Annotated in this window: 16 protein-coding genes and 1 other RNA gene; 14 read left to right on the top strand and 3 right to left on the bottom strand. The window is 42.0% G+C overall.

From position 1 onward, the window contains the following. Positions 1–37 precede the first annotated feature (37 nt). From VZF35_RS22915 to lgt, 4 genes are all read left to right on the top strand, one after another. Entirely contained in the window at positions 38–1,456 is a 1,419-nt protein-coding gene (locus VZF35_RS22915) for a glucose-6-phosphate isomerase (protein ID WP_407308732.1), read from the top strand. A gap of 114 nt (positions 1,457–1,570) precedes the next feature. Next, positions 1,571–3,688, top strand: coding sequence for a cell division protein FtsA (locus tag VZF35_RS22920; protein ID WP_407308733.1), 2,118 nt, complete (start codon positions 1,571–1,573; stop codon positions 3,686–3,688). A gap of 78 nt (positions 3,689–3,766) precedes the next feature. Further along, the gene (locus tag VZF35_RS22925) at positions 3,767–3,967 is read left to right on the top strand and encodes a hypothetical protein (RefSeq protein WP_407308734.1); all 201 of its coding nucleotides are present in this window, start codon (positions 3,767–3,769) and stop codon (positions 3,965–3,967) included. 217 nt (positions 3,968–4,184) lie between these two features. After that, positions 4,185–4,973 carry a prolipoprotein diacylglyceryl transferase gene (lgt, locus tag VZF35_RS22930; protein WP_407308735.1) on the top strand — a complete coding sequence of 263 codons (789 nt, stop codon included), beginning with the start codon at positions 4,185–4,187 and terminating at the stop codon, positions 4,971–4,973. Positions 4,974–4,979: 6 nt separating this feature from the next. On the opposite strand, the gene VZF35_RS22935 is transcribed toward lgt, so the two are convergent. Together VZF35_RS22935 and VZF35_RS22940 are read right to left on the bottom strand one after the other, a co-directional pair. Then, positions 4,980–5,408: an FmdE family protein gene (locus VZF35_RS22935; protein WP_407308736.1), complete on the bottom strand. Its 429-nt coding sequence runs from the start codon at positions 5,406–5,408 to the stop codon at positions 4,980–4,982. Between the two features lie 217 nt (positions 5,409–5,625). Further along, a complete protein-coding gene (locus VZF35_RS22940; RefSeq protein ID WP_407308737.1) occupies positions 5,626–5,991 on the bottom strand; it encodes a TIGR04086 family membrane protein in 366 nt (121 codons plus the stop codon). A gap of 100 nt (positions 5,992–6,091) precedes the next feature. Between VZF35_RS22940 and panB the strand changes: the two genes are divergently transcribed. From panB to VZF35_RS22960, 4 genes are all read left to right on the top strand, one after another. Then, positions 6,092–6,925 carry a 3-methyl-2-oxobutanoate hydroxymethyltransferase gene (gene panB, locus VZF35_RS22945; protein ID WP_407308738.1) on the top strand — a complete coding sequence of 278 codons (834 nt, stop codon included), beginning with the start codon at positions 6,092–6,094 and terminating at the stop codon, positions 6,923–6,925. A 128-nt stretch (positions 6,926–7,053) separates the two neighbouring features. Then, the gene (locus VZF35_RS22950) at positions 7,054–7,509 is read left to right on the top strand and encodes an IclR family transcriptional regulator (RefSeq protein ID WP_407308739.1); all 456 of its coding nucleotides are present in this window, start codon (positions 7,054–7,056) and stop codon (positions 7,507–7,509) included. A 51-nt stretch (positions 7,510–7,560) separates the two neighbouring features. Next, positions 7,561–7,736, top strand: a non-coding RNA gene (gene ssrS, locus VZF35_RS22955) — 6S RNA. Positions 7,737–7,909: 173 nt separating this feature from the next. Further along, entirely contained in the window at positions 7,910–8,542 is a 633-nt protein-coding gene (locus VZF35_RS22960; RefSeq protein ID WP_407308740.1) for a histidine phosphatase family protein, read from the top strand. Between the two features lie 78 nt (positions 8,543–8,620). On the opposite strand, the gene VZF35_RS22965 is transcribed toward VZF35_RS22960, so the two are convergent. Further along, positions 8,621–9,643, bottom strand: a complete 1,023-nt coding sequence (locus VZF35_RS22965) for a phospholipase D-like domain-containing protein (protein ID WP_407308741.1) — start codon at positions 9,641–9,643, stop codon at positions 8,621–8,623. Between the two features lie 146 nt (positions 9,644–9,789). On the opposite strand from VZF35_RS22965, the gene VZF35_RS22970 reads away from it, so the two are divergent. The 6 genes from VZF35_RS22970 (at position 9,790) to VZF35_RS22995 (ending at position 16,080) form a co-directional block, all read left to right on the top strand. Next, positions 9,790–12,102, top strand: coding sequence for a M28 family metallopeptidase (locus tag VZF35_RS22970; protein ID WP_407308742.1), 2,313 nt, complete (start codon positions 9,790–9,792; stop codon positions 12,100–12,102). Positions 12,103–12,173: 71 nt separating this feature from the next. Further along, a complete protein-coding gene (locus VZF35_RS22975) occupies positions 12,174–12,413 on the top strand; it encodes a YkuS family protein (RefSeq protein WP_407308743.1) in 240 nt (79 codons plus the stop codon). A gap of 111 nt (positions 12,414–12,524) precedes the next feature. Beyond that, positions 12,525–12,656: a hypothetical protein gene (locus tag VZF35_RS22980; RefSeq protein ID WP_407308744.1), complete on the top strand. Its 132-nt coding sequence runs from the start codon at positions 12,525–12,527 to the stop codon at positions 12,654–12,656. A 123-nt stretch (positions 12,657–12,779) separates the two neighbouring features. Continuing rightward, positions 12,780–14,054: a class I SAM-dependent rRNA methyltransferase gene (locus VZF35_RS22985; RefSeq protein WP_407308745.1), complete on the top strand. Its 1,275-nt coding sequence runs from the start codon at positions 12,780–12,782 to the stop codon at positions 14,052–14,054. A 75-nt stretch (positions 14,055–14,129) separates the two neighbouring features. Further along, the gene (locus VZF35_RS22990) at positions 14,130–14,579 is read left to right on the top strand and encodes a Fur family transcriptional regulator (protein WP_407308746.1); all 450 of its coding nucleotides are present in this window, start codon (positions 14,130–14,132) and stop codon (positions 14,577–14,579) included. A 334-nt stretch (positions 14,580–14,913) separates the two neighbouring features. Next, a complete protein-coding gene (locus tag VZF35_RS22995; protein ID WP_407308747.1) occupies positions 14,914–16,080 on the top strand; it encodes a tetratricopeptide repeat protein in 1,167 nt (388 codons plus the stop codon). The last annotated feature ends 2 nt before the right edge of the window (positions 16,081–16,082 follow it).

Raw genomic sequence — 16,082 nt, forward strand, 5'->3', positions numbered from 1 at the left:
GATGCCTTAAATTTCTGGAGAAATGAGGTGTTTAGTCATGTCTGCTGAGAACTCAAAACTAACCATTGATTATACGGGGATGATGTATTCCAGCCAAAATCCTAACGGGTTTTTAAGAGAAGAATTAGAAGGCCTTCAAACGTCGCTGGACAAGGCACAAACGTCACTCTCTGCTTTAAGAGAGACAGGGAACATGGACTTTTCCAAACTTTTGCCTAATATGAAAACTCAACTTCCTGAACTGTTGGCATACGCTGATCAAGCAGCTTCCAAATTTGAGAATTTTGTGGTTCTGGGCATTGGTGGGTCGGCCCTTGGCCCGTTAGCAGTTCACCAAGCTTTGAATCATTATTACTATAATGAACTAACACCAGAAAATCGTTCCTACCGACCTCGTTTTTACGTCCTGGACAATATTGATCCCGTTCGATTTCAGGAGTTATGTCAAGTCCTTAATCCTAACAAAACCTTGTTTAATGTCATTTCCAAATCGGGCAATACTTCGGAAACAATGGCCCAATTTCTAATTGTCCGTGATAATCTCCGTCGTCTTTGCGGGGAGAACTATGCAGAGCATCTTGTTGTGACAACGGATCAAGCAAAGGGTAATCTATTGCCGATTGCCATTAAGGAAGGATTTAAACGGTTTGTTATCCCAACAGGTATCGGAGGGCGGTTTTCCGAATTAACCCCAGTTGGTTTGCTTGCGGCAGCTATCTGTGGGATTAACGTCGAGGAGCTTTTAGCAGGGGCTTTGCAGATGGATCAGTGGATTAGAGAAACAAGCGGAGTGTTTTCTAACCCTGCACAACTGAAAGCAGCTTTGTCGTATTTGTCCTGGCAAAAAGGGAAGAACATTTCTGTATTTATGCCCTATGTCGATGGCCTGAAAACAATAGCTGATTGGTACGCCCAGTTATGGGCTGAGAGTTTGGGAAAACGTAATAATCGCTCAGGACAGGTGGTCTCTCTCGGGCAAACACCTGTGAAGGCTTTGGGGGTAACAGATCAACACTCTCAAGTCCAGCTTTATACGGAAGGACCTGATGACAAGGTTATCACGTTCTTAACGCTTGAAAAATTTAAACGAACTCAGGAAATCCCAATTGATCCGGATTTGCCCGAGGATATTCAATTTTTGGGTGGCCGAACTTTAGACGAGCTGTTGTTTGCGGAGCAAAAAGCGACAGAATATGCACTGACTTTAGCAGGACGGCAACATCAGAAGATCATTCTAGCGGACTTAAATGCTCGTACTCTGGGTGAATTACTTCTTCTGCTTGAATGGGAGACTGCCTATATGGGCGAATTGCTGGACATCAATGCTTTTGACCAGCCGGGGGTTGAGGAAGGGAAAAACGGTACTTATGGTTTAATGGGGCGCGTAGGTTATGAAAGTAAGAGACAACAAATAGAAGAGTTTGGCAAAGAAAAACACCTATTAAGCCAAATCTAACTTTGAATAAACCTCTGCTTATCCCAACAAGGTAAGTAGGGGTTTGTTTATGTATTTTAGAGAAGGATTTTAGTCATTAAGGTCGAATTTATTCCTAAAGAAGAGGTGAAACGAGTGGAACCGATTTTTGCCTTAGATATAGGAACACGAATGGTCATGGGCTTAGTGATGACCAAAGACAAGGATCAAAGGTATGAAATTTTGGCGAGCGCTCACACTGAACATCGTCAACGGGCAATGTATGATGGTCAGGTTCATGATGTGAATGAAGTAGCCAGGGCCGTAACAACCGTGAAAGAGATCCTTGAGAAAAAATTCGACATCACTTTGAAACAAGTTGCTGTAGCAGCTGCAGGCAGAGCATTGCGGACTGAAGTTGCCAGCGCTGAACATCAAGAATTGTTTCCGGTTCGTTGGGAACGCGAAGATATCTTGGCCTTAGAATTAGAAGCGGTCCATCAAGCTCTGCGTCAACTTCAAGCAACGACAGAGAATGATGCAACCCATTATCATTGTGTTGGATATAGTACAATAGCCAGTTGGAATGAAGAAGAGGAAATCTCCAATCTTATCGGTCAACGAGGGAAAAAGGCTAAGGTATCGGTGATTGCTACTTTCCTGCCGAGGACTGTCGTGGACGGTTTGGTTGCTGTACTTGGCAACGTCGGATTAGAAATGACAAGCCTGACTTTAGAACCCATAGCGGCAGGGCAAGCGGCGATTCCACATAATATGCGGCGCCTAAACCTAGCTCTCGTTGATGTAGGGGCTGGAACGGCGGATATTGCCCTGACCCGCGAAGGATCTTTTTTTGCCTATGGTATGGTTCCCATGGCCGGCGACGAGGTCACAGAAGCAATTTGTGAGCATTATCTGCTTGATTTTAAGGTAGGCGAGAAAATCAAGCGGGACATAAGTAGCAAGTCTCAGCTTAAGTTTACAGACTTTCTGGGAACCAAAGTGGTTGCCGAAAAACAAGAAGTATTAGCAGTTATTCAGCCGACGGTCAATAAATTAGCTGAGAATATTTCCAACGAGATTATTAGACTTAATCAAACGATTCCTCAAGCGATCATCCTGATAGGCGGAGGAAGTCTAACGCCAATGCTTCCAGAGATGTTATCTGAAACTCTAGGTATTTCTCCAAAGCGAGTAGGAATTCAAGTCAGAGAACGCTTAGGGGATATTCAGGGAGAGAAAAGTCTAAAGGGACCAGAGAGCATAACTCCAATTGGTATTGGTATATCTGCTCTTGAAGGAACTGGGCTTCAGTACTATACGGTAACGGTCAACAAAATACCGATACCAATTTTTGAAGTGCAATTAACGACGGTTGCAGAGGCCTTGCTCGCTGCCGGCATACCTCCCCGTTCCTTTGTTGGGAAGCCAGGAGCCGCCCTAACCTTTGAGTGGAATAAGGATATGCGAATGATCAAAGGATCGATGGGTACTCCAGCAAAATTAACGGTAAACTCTCAACCAGGCAGATTTGAACAGACTTTGATGGACGGAGATCATATTGAATTTATTCCCGGAGTTTCAGGGGAAGATGCTCAAGCGACTGTTGAGGAGGTTATGCCACCTCACGAAACAAAGTGGATTTTATGGAACGGTCAGCGCGAAGAATACTCACCCCAGGTGTTGCTTAATAACCTTGCTTTAAAGAAAACGGATAAGATCCAAGATGGATATAAATTGACCTACATCTCCAATAACGACCTCCAAGATCTTCTGGAACAAAAGAAGGCTTTGCAACAGACCCAAGTTTTACTAACGGAAACCTTAACAGTCCATATTAATGGAGAAGTCCAAACCCTGGTTCTCAGTCACGAGATATGGGTGAGTGGCCATCGAATAGAAGGTAACTGTCCAATCAAGAATGGGGATGCGATCGAGGTTTGTTTCCAACGAAAGACGGTGGCCGATCTTTGTCTCCAACCAAAGCCGATGATGTTCACTCTAAATGGTGAAAAAATTGAATATCCTCCTCAAATTACGGAGATCTTATTCCACGGGAGACCTGTATCAAATAGCCAACTGCTTGAGGATGGAATGGACCTGAGAGTTAAAGGCTATAAACAAATGCCTATTCTTTCCGATCTTTTACCTTTTGTCAAATTTCCTAACGAGCTGCCCTCAGGGGTTTCCTTGAAATTAAAAGTGAATGGGCAAGATGCAGAATTTACAACGATTTTGCACCCTGGTGATCGTCTTTCTGCCAGTTTTGAGTAAAGACACAACAACCATGAGAAAATGAACACTTGACATTCTCGCATCAGGCCATAAAATGGTAATGGAGGTGTAATAATTATGCTCTTTCAATGGTTAGTGGTTCTAATTGCAGTTGCTACTTTAATAGTTACTGTCTATTCAGATGCCTTAACGGGTAAAAAGAAACATTCGAACTATTTCTTAGCAGTTCAAAAACCGCTGGGAAAAAAGGAACGAGAGGCTGCTATACCTAATCCCAACGAACATGATCGCTTTTTTGCAAAACTGAATAGCTTCTAAAAGCTTAACAGATCCGATGAAAAACATCGGATCTGTCATATTTTTCAGAGCTGAATTTTAACTGCTTGATGGAGCAAAAGGCAGCCCTTGAGAACCTCATAATTTACGGATATAATAAAATGAAGTTTGGCCATAATTTGGCTATAATAGTCTTAACAATAAATAATTAACAATTCAACAATCAGGGAACTTATCCATTGAGTGGAGGAAAAATTTAATGCATCAATTTTGGTTTTTTATTGGAAGTTTCCCCATACGTGCTTATGGCACGCTTTTTGCCTTAGCTTTCATTTTGGGCGTTGGAGTGACCTTATACTTCGTCAAAGCCGAAAAACGAGAAGAATACATGGAGACCATGCTCGATTTGGCGCCTCTCTTGCTGCTTTCAGGTTTACTGGGGGCTCGCATCTGGCAAGTGTTTTTTTTCGATTGGTCGTTCTACAGCAAATATCCAGGGGAAATTATTGCCATATGGCATGGTGGGCTTTCTATTCAAGGTGGTGTGGTCGGAGCATTGTTGGCGGGAGGAATCTATGTTTGGCGTAAAAAGTTACCCTTTTGGGATTTAGCAGATTTGGCAGCTCCCGGCCTTATGCTCGCCCAGGCGATAGGCAGGGATGCCAATCTAATGAATGGTGATGCTTTTGGTGGGCCAACGGGAGGAGACTTTGGGATACTCTATCCTGCCGGGACAATAGCGCGCGATACGTTTGGGAATCAACCGCTCTGGCCTGCGGAAGTATGGGAAGGCCAAGTCGATGTGATTATCTTTGCGATACTTGTGATATTGAAGTTGCGAAAATGGCCATCGGGTACAATTTTTCTGCTCTACATGGTATTTTACAATCTCTCGAGGCTCTTTCTGGAGGGACTGAGAGGGGATAGCCCGAGGTTTTTGTTCCATTGGACAGCGGCTCAATGGAGTAGTATGATCGCAGTAATCATCGCTCTGGTGTTGTTGGCATGGAGAGTATGGAAAGATCGGAAACGCGGGACGGCATTATAGGAGAAGTTAATCTTTGCGGATCGTGCAAAACATTGATTCATCAGTTCCCAGGATAAACTGAATGGCTTCTAACGTTGCATTCTGTTTCTCGCGTGTACTTAAATGTTCCGGAATGACAAGGTGTTCGATGATGTCTGGTTGTATCGAAATTTCCACTCTAACCGGAGTGCCAGAATATTCGAAGCGATACTTATGAAGTTTCTTCTCATCGACAGTCAAGGTTCCTCGGCCATATGTGGCATGGTTTAAGACTTGAAAAGCATCAAGAGCACAAGAATGGGTCTGTGCCGTAACGATCAGTTCTGTGCTGGGTGTAGGCTTTATTCCTAATTCACGCATAGCGATTTGAGCAATTCGGTATCCTAAGGAGATTTGCGGGCAAGTATGACCATGAAAATCAATAACTTGTTCCCAAGGAGTTTTTTCGATGCACATCAAGACATTCCCCCTCTGTTGCTACAGTTTCTTATTTGAGGTTATTGTATAACTATGGAGATTAAATGAAAAGGGTTTGAGTTTATATTTTGTAGTTTAGAGTTTTAATTGCAGGAATTTTCAAGCAGGAAATAGAAAGTAGAGGGAAATCTCTTTGCGAGACTTCCCTCTCTTAATCAAGAATTATAATTGTCAACCTATGCGAAATTTCTTGATTTTAAGGAAACAGTACTCCGATAATTCCGCCCACTCCGCCTGCTGCCAAAGCTATAATTGCTTTTTCGCCCATTCTTAACCAGGATGGAGCATCTGACCATAAGACTGCCGATAGGACAAGAACAACAAGAACCAAGCCAAGCCCGACAGCGAGTCCATAGTATAAGCCTTTAGTACCAGCATGATGGGCGGTTATGAAGGATGCAACGAAAACACTGAGACCAAAAATGATGTTAAGGAAAAGGTCCGACTCTGGAAGAGATGTGTAGGAGAGTACGATGCCAAAGAATACGGACAACAACAGGGCCAACACGGTTGCTAAGAGAATTCCTTTTATAATCAGATTAAACTGAAAGGATTTAGCCATAGTATCCCTCCTTTAATTGATAACTACCTATGCCTCATTTTCCAAGAGTATGACAACACCCTGAAATAAAGACGATAAATATTTGAGGAGGAATTGTATCATGAAGAAAATGATTCCTGATTTTGAAAGAATGAAACATAACGGCGAGAAAATTAGCATGTTAACTGCATATGATTATCCCTCCGCTAAATTAGTCGAAGCTGCAGAGGTTGATACAATCCTTGTTGGAGATTCTTTAGGAATGGTAGTTTTAGGGTACGATTCAACGGTTCCGGTGACAATGGATGAAATGCTCCATCATACAAAAGCAGTGCGGCGCGGAGCACCTCAAACCTTTGTAATAACAGATATGCCCTTTATGAGTTATGCTACGTTGGATCTTGCTTTAGCGAATGCGGGAAGACTGATTAAGGAAGGCGGAGCGGATGCTGTAAAACTTGAAGGAGGGAGTTACATAGCTCCTATCGTACAAGCTCTTACTCGGGTCGGAATACCAGTCGTTGGACATATTGGGCTGACTCCTCAAACGGCAAGCCAACTCGGCGGGTTTAAAGTTCAAGGACGGGATGTCGAGAGTGCCAAGGAATTAGTCGCAGATGCCCAGGCCATCGAACAAGCTGGTGCCTTCTTAGTGGTTCTTGAAGCCATACCGAGACAGCTGGCAGGACATATTACATCCAGCCTGTCGATTCCCACCATTGGGATCGGTGCCGGCCTGGATTGTGATGGACAAGTTTTGGTGTATCACGATATTCTGGGCCTTTTCGAGCGGTTTAAACCGAAATTTGTTAAACAATATGCTCAGTTGGGGCAGGAAGCAATTCAAGCTATTCAGTCCTATAACAAAGAAGTTAAAGCAAGCAATTTTCCAACAGAAGAACATACTTTTGGATTATCCGATGGAGTAATTCAAAAACTATATGGGGATAAGTGATTCTTTATAAATGTGTTTAAAACTTAACATTTAAAAATAATTTATTGTATAGCTTTTTATTTTAAATTTGCTATAATATAAATTATTCTTTAGCGATTCAATATTTGTTGTGGAAGGATGGACCAGCTTTGAGATTAAAGGAAAAGACACATAGAAAATTTGTTGAATTCTTTGAGAAGATTTCTACTATGTATCAAGGGCAAGATTTCGAATTAGCATATTCAGATATTCAAAGAGAAACTGGAGCTGCGAGTGTCACGTTAAAACGTGCCATTCAAGCTTTAGCAGAAGATGGCGTGCTGGAAGTTAATCCTGGTCGAAACTCCAGATATGCACGTTTTCGCTATCTTCTAGCATCCCAAACACCTGAGGATACTGTAGAACTTTTGTCTGAGCAAAGACAAGCAAATGAAGATCCTGATCAGGATGAGAAGCGAGCTGATTATGACGGAATTAAGGACAACGTTCTTGAACTTCTTCAACTGGTTGATCACCTTCGCCGCCGCGTACGTAATCAGGAAATGTCCATTGCCTTACTACAGGATAGATTGGCGGAAATTGAGGATAAACTGCGAAAACGATAATTTCCAAGCATTTGCTAGAGATTTTTTTAACCCATGGTGATATAATACAAATACAGCCTGCCTTGTGCGTACAGATTATCATGGTTTTGATCCTATTAAGTGACACGGGAATCAAATGCCAAGTGAGTACAACAAGCCCTTTTAGAGGGAAGTTGGAAAGTTTGGACTAGATGCCCACCTGCGAAAGCGGGGTCAGAAACCTGAAGTCTTACGGCAAGTTGGGGAAGGGTAGGGAGAAGTTCCTACCCTTGTTATTATACTAGCCAGAAAGTATAAACTTCGTTTGTATACTTTCTTACAGCATAAGCGCAACTAGGCGACCGACTGCGCCAGATGGCTAACAAGTGCGAAGACAGTGTCTTCGGCCGTTAGCCAAGTTTTCTTTATAAGGGGTGTATTTATGACTAGGATAATTTTAACCCGTCATGGTCAGACCTTATGGAACATTGAAGGACGTGTACAAGGGCGGCTTGATTCTCCGCTTACCGAAAAAGGATTGCTTCAAGCTCGTTCTTTAGCCTGCAGACTCTGCAACGAGGGAATTCAGCATATATACTCTAGTGATGCTCCCAGAGCTCGAGGAACTGCTGAAGAAATTTTACGAGAGCTTAGTTTGGATAAAATAAACGTGAACCCTGCCTTGCGCGAGTTTTCATTCGGAGATTGGGAAGGGCGTGTTTGGGGGGAATTACGGGAGGCTTATCCGGAAATTTTTAAAATATGGGATGTTTCTCCTCATTTGGTGACAACGCCTAATGGTGAGAGTATGGAAATGGTACTTAATCGGTCATGGAATTTTATACAACGGGTTCTTCAGGACCATTCTGGAGAAACCGTTTGTCTGGTAACTCATGGTTTAACTCTGAAACTTTTGGTGACGAAAGCTTTAGGCTTCGAAATCTCTGATTGGGCTCAAACTCCCTGGCAGCATAATACAGCCTTGAATATTTTTGATGTCAATGGCCAAGAATGGGAACCAAAGTTGGTTGGGGATTGCCAACATTTGGAAGAGATAATAGATCCCAAACCATAATCTTAGATCAGACTTGTCAGTTAAAAGCCACCCTTGGCTATGCCTTGGGTGGCTTGTTTATAGTGGAAGCTAGGTTAATTATGGCTTACTCTTGTCCCAATCCTGTTGAAACACCTGGGCTAACTTTACGGAAGCTGTCGGTGAGGGTATGGTAATCGAAAACTCATGATTGACAACAAAAGAATATCGTGTCCATTCGGAACTGCTCATCAGGAATGATTTACTATCAATAATCGCCAGACGAATTCCTAGAGAAGTCTGACTTGGATAATAGCGTATAGATATCCCGCTGGCTTTCAATTTTTCCAAGGTGACGGGTGTTTGGGTAGCCACACTGGAATCAACGATAATCCGAATGTCACGCCCTTTCCCTGCAGCATCAATTAGGGCTTGAACCAAATCCGGTTCGGTAATTTCCGAGTTTTCAATCCAAATTGTTTTTGTGCTGCTGGAAATCTGCTCAAGCAGTTGTTGTTTCACGTTGGCATTGGTAGCCAGGATAATATTGTCGTCAGGAAGGGTTGTGGTTTTTGGTACATTTAATGGAAATGTTGTCGTGAATTCCCAATCCTTGGAGTAAAGGCCTGCGGCTTTCCAAGCTGATTTTCCAGAGAGCTCCACAGCTAAGTCATGAGCTTGAAACCCTTTGGCAGTCCACGAAGGCCCATAAATGAGTGCTTTTCCTTGGTCAACAATTAGCATTTTGGTATGATCGCTTTGTCCTTTTTGTGCCGGGTAATACTGAACTGAAACGTTTTGACTTTTTAATTGGTCCAGAGTAGACCAATTTTGTTTTTGCCATTGATCTAATAAAATGCGTACATCAAGGCCTGCACGAGATTTATCGAGCAGGAGCTGAATAAGGCGAGGGTCGTCAAACTCGAATTGTTCAATATAGATAGAAGACTGAGCAGATTGGATCAAGCTTAATGTGCGGTTATAGATGGCATTGTTATCAAGAAAAAGTGCCTCTGGGGACAGAGTCGATGTTGGAGCAGGTTTCGAAAAGGGTTTAGGAATTTTAATGGAACATCCGCTTAGAAAGAGTAAACAGAATAACATTAAGAATGACGTGATTAAGTACAAATTTCGCTTCGGCATGGCACTTACTTCTCCCAAGGTCAAAAGTATTGTTTTCATTATAACATATGTGTCTAAAAGGTTAAAAGGATTGGAGAGGCATAACCCCAAGAAGTTTTTCATAAGAATGGGCAAGTGAGTTTTACTCTTGGAAAGGGCATGGGGCTATGAAGTTTATTAAGACAAGTAGAATGATACTCCTGCTGATAATTGTCAGCGTTCTCGTCATATTGGGGTTTATAACTTTGCAAACCAAAGATACCCCACGTTCTCAGGGATCCAGCGGTGAATTCTCCTCAACCTCAGCCTTTGAGCATGTCAAGTACCTTGCTGAAAAAATTGGCCCTCGTCCGGCCGGAAGTAAAGCAGAGTTAAAAGCGGCGCAATATATTGAATATGTCTTGAATCAAAATGGCTGGAAAGTTCGAGAACAGCCTTTTAGTAAAGTGATTGTTCGGAATGCTTCTGTACAGCAACCGGATCAACAAGTCGAATTGATCAACAGTCAAAATATCATTGCGGAGCTGCCAGGAACATTACCAGATACTGTCGTTATTGGGGCCCATTACGATACAGCGACAATGAATGTGCCCGGTGCCGTTGATAATGCTTCAGGTGTGGGAGTTTTGCTTGAACTTGCGCGCGTTTTAAGCAAGGAACCTCATCAAAAAACATATCAATTAGTGTTTTTTGGCGCGGAAGAGAATGGGCTTGTCGGTTCTAAATTTTACACCTCACAAGCCGATTTGTCAGCTATTCAATGGATGCTCAATGTCGATATGGTTGGGACTCCTTTGGAAATTGATGGTGCCGGCAAAATATCCGCTCCGCCGGAGCTGTTAAAACAAGCCTCGGCCTTGGCTAAAGAAAGCCACATCCCATTTCATATAAGCCGAGACTTTATGACGATGACTCGGGATAGTTCTCAGGGAGGGTCAAGCGATTTCAGTTCTTTCTTAGATGAGGGTATCCCCGCCCTTGGGTTAGGTATTTATGGAAGACCCGCCGGGTACTTCCACAGACCTGAAGATCGTTTAGACCATGTTTCTTTGGAAGATATGCAGACAGTCGGCAATTTTGCCCATCTGTTAGTAAGTCAGGTTTCCTTGAAAAAGTTGGGACCTGAGGTATGGGATGAGTTGTACTTATCGTTTCAAGTAGGTGGAAATGTTTTTGTTCTGCCTAGTTATGGGCTTCGAGGGTTCATTATCGTCGTTTTTTTAGTAACCGTTTTGATCTTAAGCAGATTCCTGAGAAATAGCAAAGGCCAATCTAATTTCAATTGGAAGACTATCTTAGTGATTTTAGGAATCATTATGCTTTCAAGCGTTGTAATTATTGGGGTAAGCGGGCTAGGAGAGAACCTCTGGCAACGCTTAAAACAGACCCAAGTATTATACTTTGCTCATCCTGAACTGTATCTTATAGCCCGTATCGGCATTGGACTAAGTCTTACTCTCTTTCTTGCTAATTGGTTTAATAAACTTCCAGTCAAACGGGATCCTAACCTTTATTGGTTTACAGGTGTACTCCTGCTCATAATCGGCAGTCTGATTTTAGCACTTGTCCGCATTGACCTTGCCTTTCCCTTCGTTTTTTGGCTGTTATGTATGGACTTACAGTACTTTTTCCCCAGTTTGAGTTTAGTGTTAATGGGTCCCTATTTTCTTTACTGGATGCATTATGAATTATTAAATTCTGAGCAATGGTTAAGTTACTACGATGCGATTCATAAATATCCAATAGTTTTCCTGGGGGTTTACTCATTACTTCTTATTCCCTTCCTGTTAGCTTGCTGTCATGTCGCCTTGAGCAGACCCGTCCGCCTGAAAAAAATCTTGGCTTACTTGAAAATGCCGGCTCTGGCTGGAACCGGCCTAATGATACTTTCTTTAGGTTTAGTGCCTACTTACACGAAAGAGTATCCCCAGCCAGTGATCGTTCGTGAAGAATGGATGGGTAGTCGGGACGGGAAAATACAGATAGTTTCAGATAACCGTCTGCCTAGTCAGTTAGTCAGGGATCTAAGCGGGCAGGAAGGGAAAAGCATCGTTGTTCCCATACAAAATGATAAACCGCCTCTGAATGTTGTTTCCACAGTTGAGGAGAAGAGTTCGAGTACCCAAAGAATCCTGGATATTTCCTTTAAACTTAATTATCTTCAGGAACCCTATTTAATAAGTCTAAAACTGGTAAGCGGTCACCCTTTTGAAGTTAAAACAGATGAATTCTTACCTATGGCCAAACTCCCCAAAAAAATTCAACTGATTGGGGTTCGCCAACCCGAGGGAAACTATTCTCTTCTGATCCAAAGAACTCCACCTCAGAGAACTACCATTCATTTGACCGTTGAAACTCAAGGAATTCTCACTTGCTCCCTCGAAGGAATCTTTCCATATTTGAAGCCACAGCTGCAAATTCAAAACGAAATGTTATCTACAGATTACCAAATCCAGTTCAAAGAAAACTATACTTTTTAAGGAAAAACATCTCAGGATAGGATGAATTTCAGATGGAGAAACTAAAAATAATTCGAAGAGAGGGGAAAAAAATGTATAAATTAGTAGCAGTTGAGGATGGTCTTACAAATGTTACTCAGGCTCTTAATGCGGCAGGATTTAAAACCACTCCTTTAGAAGGAAAGGCATTGTATAATATCCAGGCCGTCATTGTTAAAGGGAATGGAACGGATTCTCTGGCTCCTGATTGGCCAATTAAAATGCCGGTAATAAACGCTTCTGGGCGGAGTGCAGAAGAAGTTGTTGAAGTTCTTAGAGATCGATTTTCCTAATAAATATCAATCTGTAGGCCATCCTTAAATGGATGGCTTTTTTTGTCATTATCGAAATGATTCCATATAATGGATAGTAGGTTATTTTGGTTTGGAAGGAGTGCTATTACTATGTTTTTCGGGGTTTTGCCCTTCGCTTTAGGTTTTGGCTTAGGAACTTTGGCTGCACCAAGTTATGTTCCCTATCCGGCTTATCCACCATACCCGCCATATCCTTACGCATACCCTTATATGGGATGGTAGAAACTATCTTATAGAACTTTGAAAGAAAAGGGAAGTAAAAGCTTTCCTTTCTTTCATTTTCACGGTATATTTTTAAGGACATAAGAGTTATTGAAGGCAGTTCTGGAAAGTGAGGAAAATACCATGTCTATACCACGAGCTTTTCTTATAAAGAGCAGAAAGAGGAGACTGGAGCAAGGACATCCCTGGGTTTATCCCGGAGAAATTGAAAGAATCGAAGGAGAACCACTAGGTGGGGATATTGTACATATTTTAAATCACGACGGACATTTTTTAGCCCAAGGATTTTACAACCCTGTGTCACAATTAGTCATTAGGGTTATATCGTATTCTGAAAAAACCATTGATGAAGACTTATTCTTAGAAAAAATTCAGCGCGCTTGGAGGCGTAGACAATGGCTTTTGCCCGCAGCCTCGTCCTGTCGGGTTGTCCATGGAGAAGCAGATTTCTTGCCGGGTTTAATCATCGATAAATATGAAGATGTTCTAGTAGTTCAAATTCTTGCCTTAGGGATGGAGGTTCGACGCCAATGGATTATTAATGCTTTAAAGAAGATTTTCAATCCTCGGGGGATTTATGAACGAAGTGATGTTTCTGTAAGGCGGTTAGAAGGACTGGAAGAAAGAGTGGGTTTCGTGGAAGCCGCTTTTGATACTCAAATAACCTTACTGGAAAATGAGTTAAAAATTATGGTGGATGTTGCTGAAGGACAAAAGACCGGTTATTTTTTCGATCAACGTGAAAACCGGGCCTCCCTGAAACCCTTAATGACGGGATGGGGAGAAAAACATGGGATCACTAAGGACAAAGAAGGCTGCCTGCGAGATGCGAGGGGAAAAGAAATCAAGAATCCTTTCTGGGATGGTGCTGAGGTTTTAGATTGTTTTTCGCATACAGGGTCTTTCATGTTGCACGCCTGCTTGTATGGTGCCAAAAGGGTAACTTGCCTAGATATATCTGAAAAAGCCATGGAAATGGCCAAAAGAAACGCTTTGCTCAATGGATTCCTGCATCGCACGGATTTTGTTGCAGCCAATGCCTTCGACTTTTTAAGAGAGCAGGTTAAAGATAAAAAGACATGGGATGTCGTTATTCTAGATCCTCCTGCTTTCGCCAAAAATCGTCAGGCCTTAGAAGGAGCACTAAGAGGATACAAAGAAATTAATCTTCAAGGAATGAAGCTAGTGCGAGATGGGGGAATTTTGGTAACTGCTTCTTGCTCCTATCATTTAAGTGCCGCACGCTTTTTGAAAATGATTCAAGAGGCCGCAACAGACGCGCATAAAGTCTTGCGTCTTGTCGAATTTCGCCGTGCAGGCAAAGATCATCCTGTTCTTTTAGGAAGCGAAGAAACGGACTACCTAAAGTTCGCCATCTACGAAGTCTATGACCGTTAATAATTATTATTGAGAGACTCTTTGCAAATTAAGAGCTTTGTCTTATAATAGGGAATATATGGAGGAGGGCACAGGGTGGAAGATCTAAAAACGTTTGAAAATATCTGCAATCTATTGCGCAATCACTCATATAAAATAACCCCTCAACGACAGACAATTTTACACATGTTTGTTGAAAATCTCGATCGCCACTTAAGCGCGGAAGAAGTATATATGCTTGTTAAAAACGAGAATCCCGAAATTGGTCTTGCTACAGTTTATCGAACGTTAGACATTTTGGCAGAAATTGGAGTTTTAATGAAGAACGATTTCGGGGATGGCCGAAGCCGATATGAATTTAGCCGGAAAGATGAACATCATCATCACCATCATCTTATCTGCTTAGGTTGTGGGAATGTTTCGGAATTTGACGACGATTTATTAGAATCTTTAGAAGCCGTCATTTTGAAGCGGAATCACTTTAAAGTATTAGATCATGATCTGAAATTTTATGGTTATTGTTCGAAGTGTGAAGAGGCGCAATAGGCGCCTCTTTTAGTTTCTTGTTAAATCATAAAAAATAATTTATTTCCAACGTGGCATTGATGGTCTTAAACCCGAAGAAAAGAAGTAAGAGGGAGTGAAGATGAAATAACCAATGCAGGAATAGGTAATATGTAAGAATTAAATACTATCATGTTTAAATTTTAAGCGATACTTCGCTAATCTGACGAGGCTGGGAGAAAATGCAACGCTATTTAAAGAATAAACGCGTAAATACAAGGCATTTGGCGTTCGATTCTTAACACCGGCAGAAGGAGATAGAGGAGAGAAGGAGAATGATATAATGGTAAAATAAGTAAATAAAGGGGCTGAGATTATGGGTATACCTTTGGCCTCGAGCGTCAAACAAAAAAGGCCATCCCTTCGGAAGACATATTTGTGGAATTCTTTGCAAGCTAAATGGCATTTTTGGGTGGGCAAAACTGATCTGGCCATCCAAGAATGGGTAGATTTATTAAACCAAGAGTCCGAGAAGCCTCGGTTAAAAGAAGCTGAACATTTGATCGAAGTCCAGGCATTTCAAGAAGCCAGGGATTACTTGGAAAACCTTGAAAGAAATTATGATGAAGAATCGGCATCAATATGTGGCCTGTTGGCACGATGTTATCTTGGACAAGCTCTGATTCCACAAGCAAAATGTATGATTGAAGAGGCTCTTAAGTTAAGGCCGCAAAATTCCAGGTTCTGGGATATACTTGCCGATTGCCATTTAGAATTGGGTGATTGGAAAGAAGGCGTCAAGGCGCTGGACAATTCTTGCCGCGCTGCACCTAAAAATGCCGAAACCTATTATCGTCTTGGGATTATTTATGCTTATCACGAGGAGTACCTTGAAGCCTTGCGCTGTTTCCAAGGTTGTTGTCAGTTGGAACCCCGCGAATCTCAATATTGGGAAGTCAAGGCCGAAATGCATTTGAAATTAGAACAAATGTCCGATGCCTGCAGGAGTTTTGATCGGGCACTTCGCTATGGAGGGACTCCCGATTTAGCCGCGAGATTAGCCTATTGTTATATTCAGACCGGTCAGATAAAGAAAGGAATTCAATATTATAAATTCACTCTCAAGTATGAACCGGACCATTATGATTGCTTAAGTAACCTCGCAGCTGTTTATCAAAATCAAGGGCAGACTCAGGAAGCTATAACTCTTTTAGATCGAGCCATTAAAATCTATCCCAAGGATCCTATCTTACTCAATAATTTAGCCTTTACTCTTGTTCATCAAGGGCGCACCAGAAAGGCTGCAGAGTACTACAGACAAGCCTTAGAATTAAGCCCCAATCATCCTCTAATTCTCTATAACTTAAGCGTATGTCTGTCTCGTAAAGGAAATTGGCAGGAAAGTATTCAATCACTGAATCAACTTATAGAAATAGACCCCAATCATTCGGCGGGCTGGGCCTTATTGGGGAATATCTACGATCAAATGGATCAATACGACACGGCTATTGATTGTTACAATAAAGCACTTAAATTAGCTTGAAG

The sequence above is a fragment of the Desulfosporosinus paludis genome (genome assembly GCF_045689965.1).
In the GTDB taxonomy this organism is placed as follows: domain Bacteria; phylum Bacillota; class Desulfitobacteriia; order Desulfitobacteriales; family Desulfitobacteriaceae; genus Desulfosporosinus; species Desulfosporosinus paludis.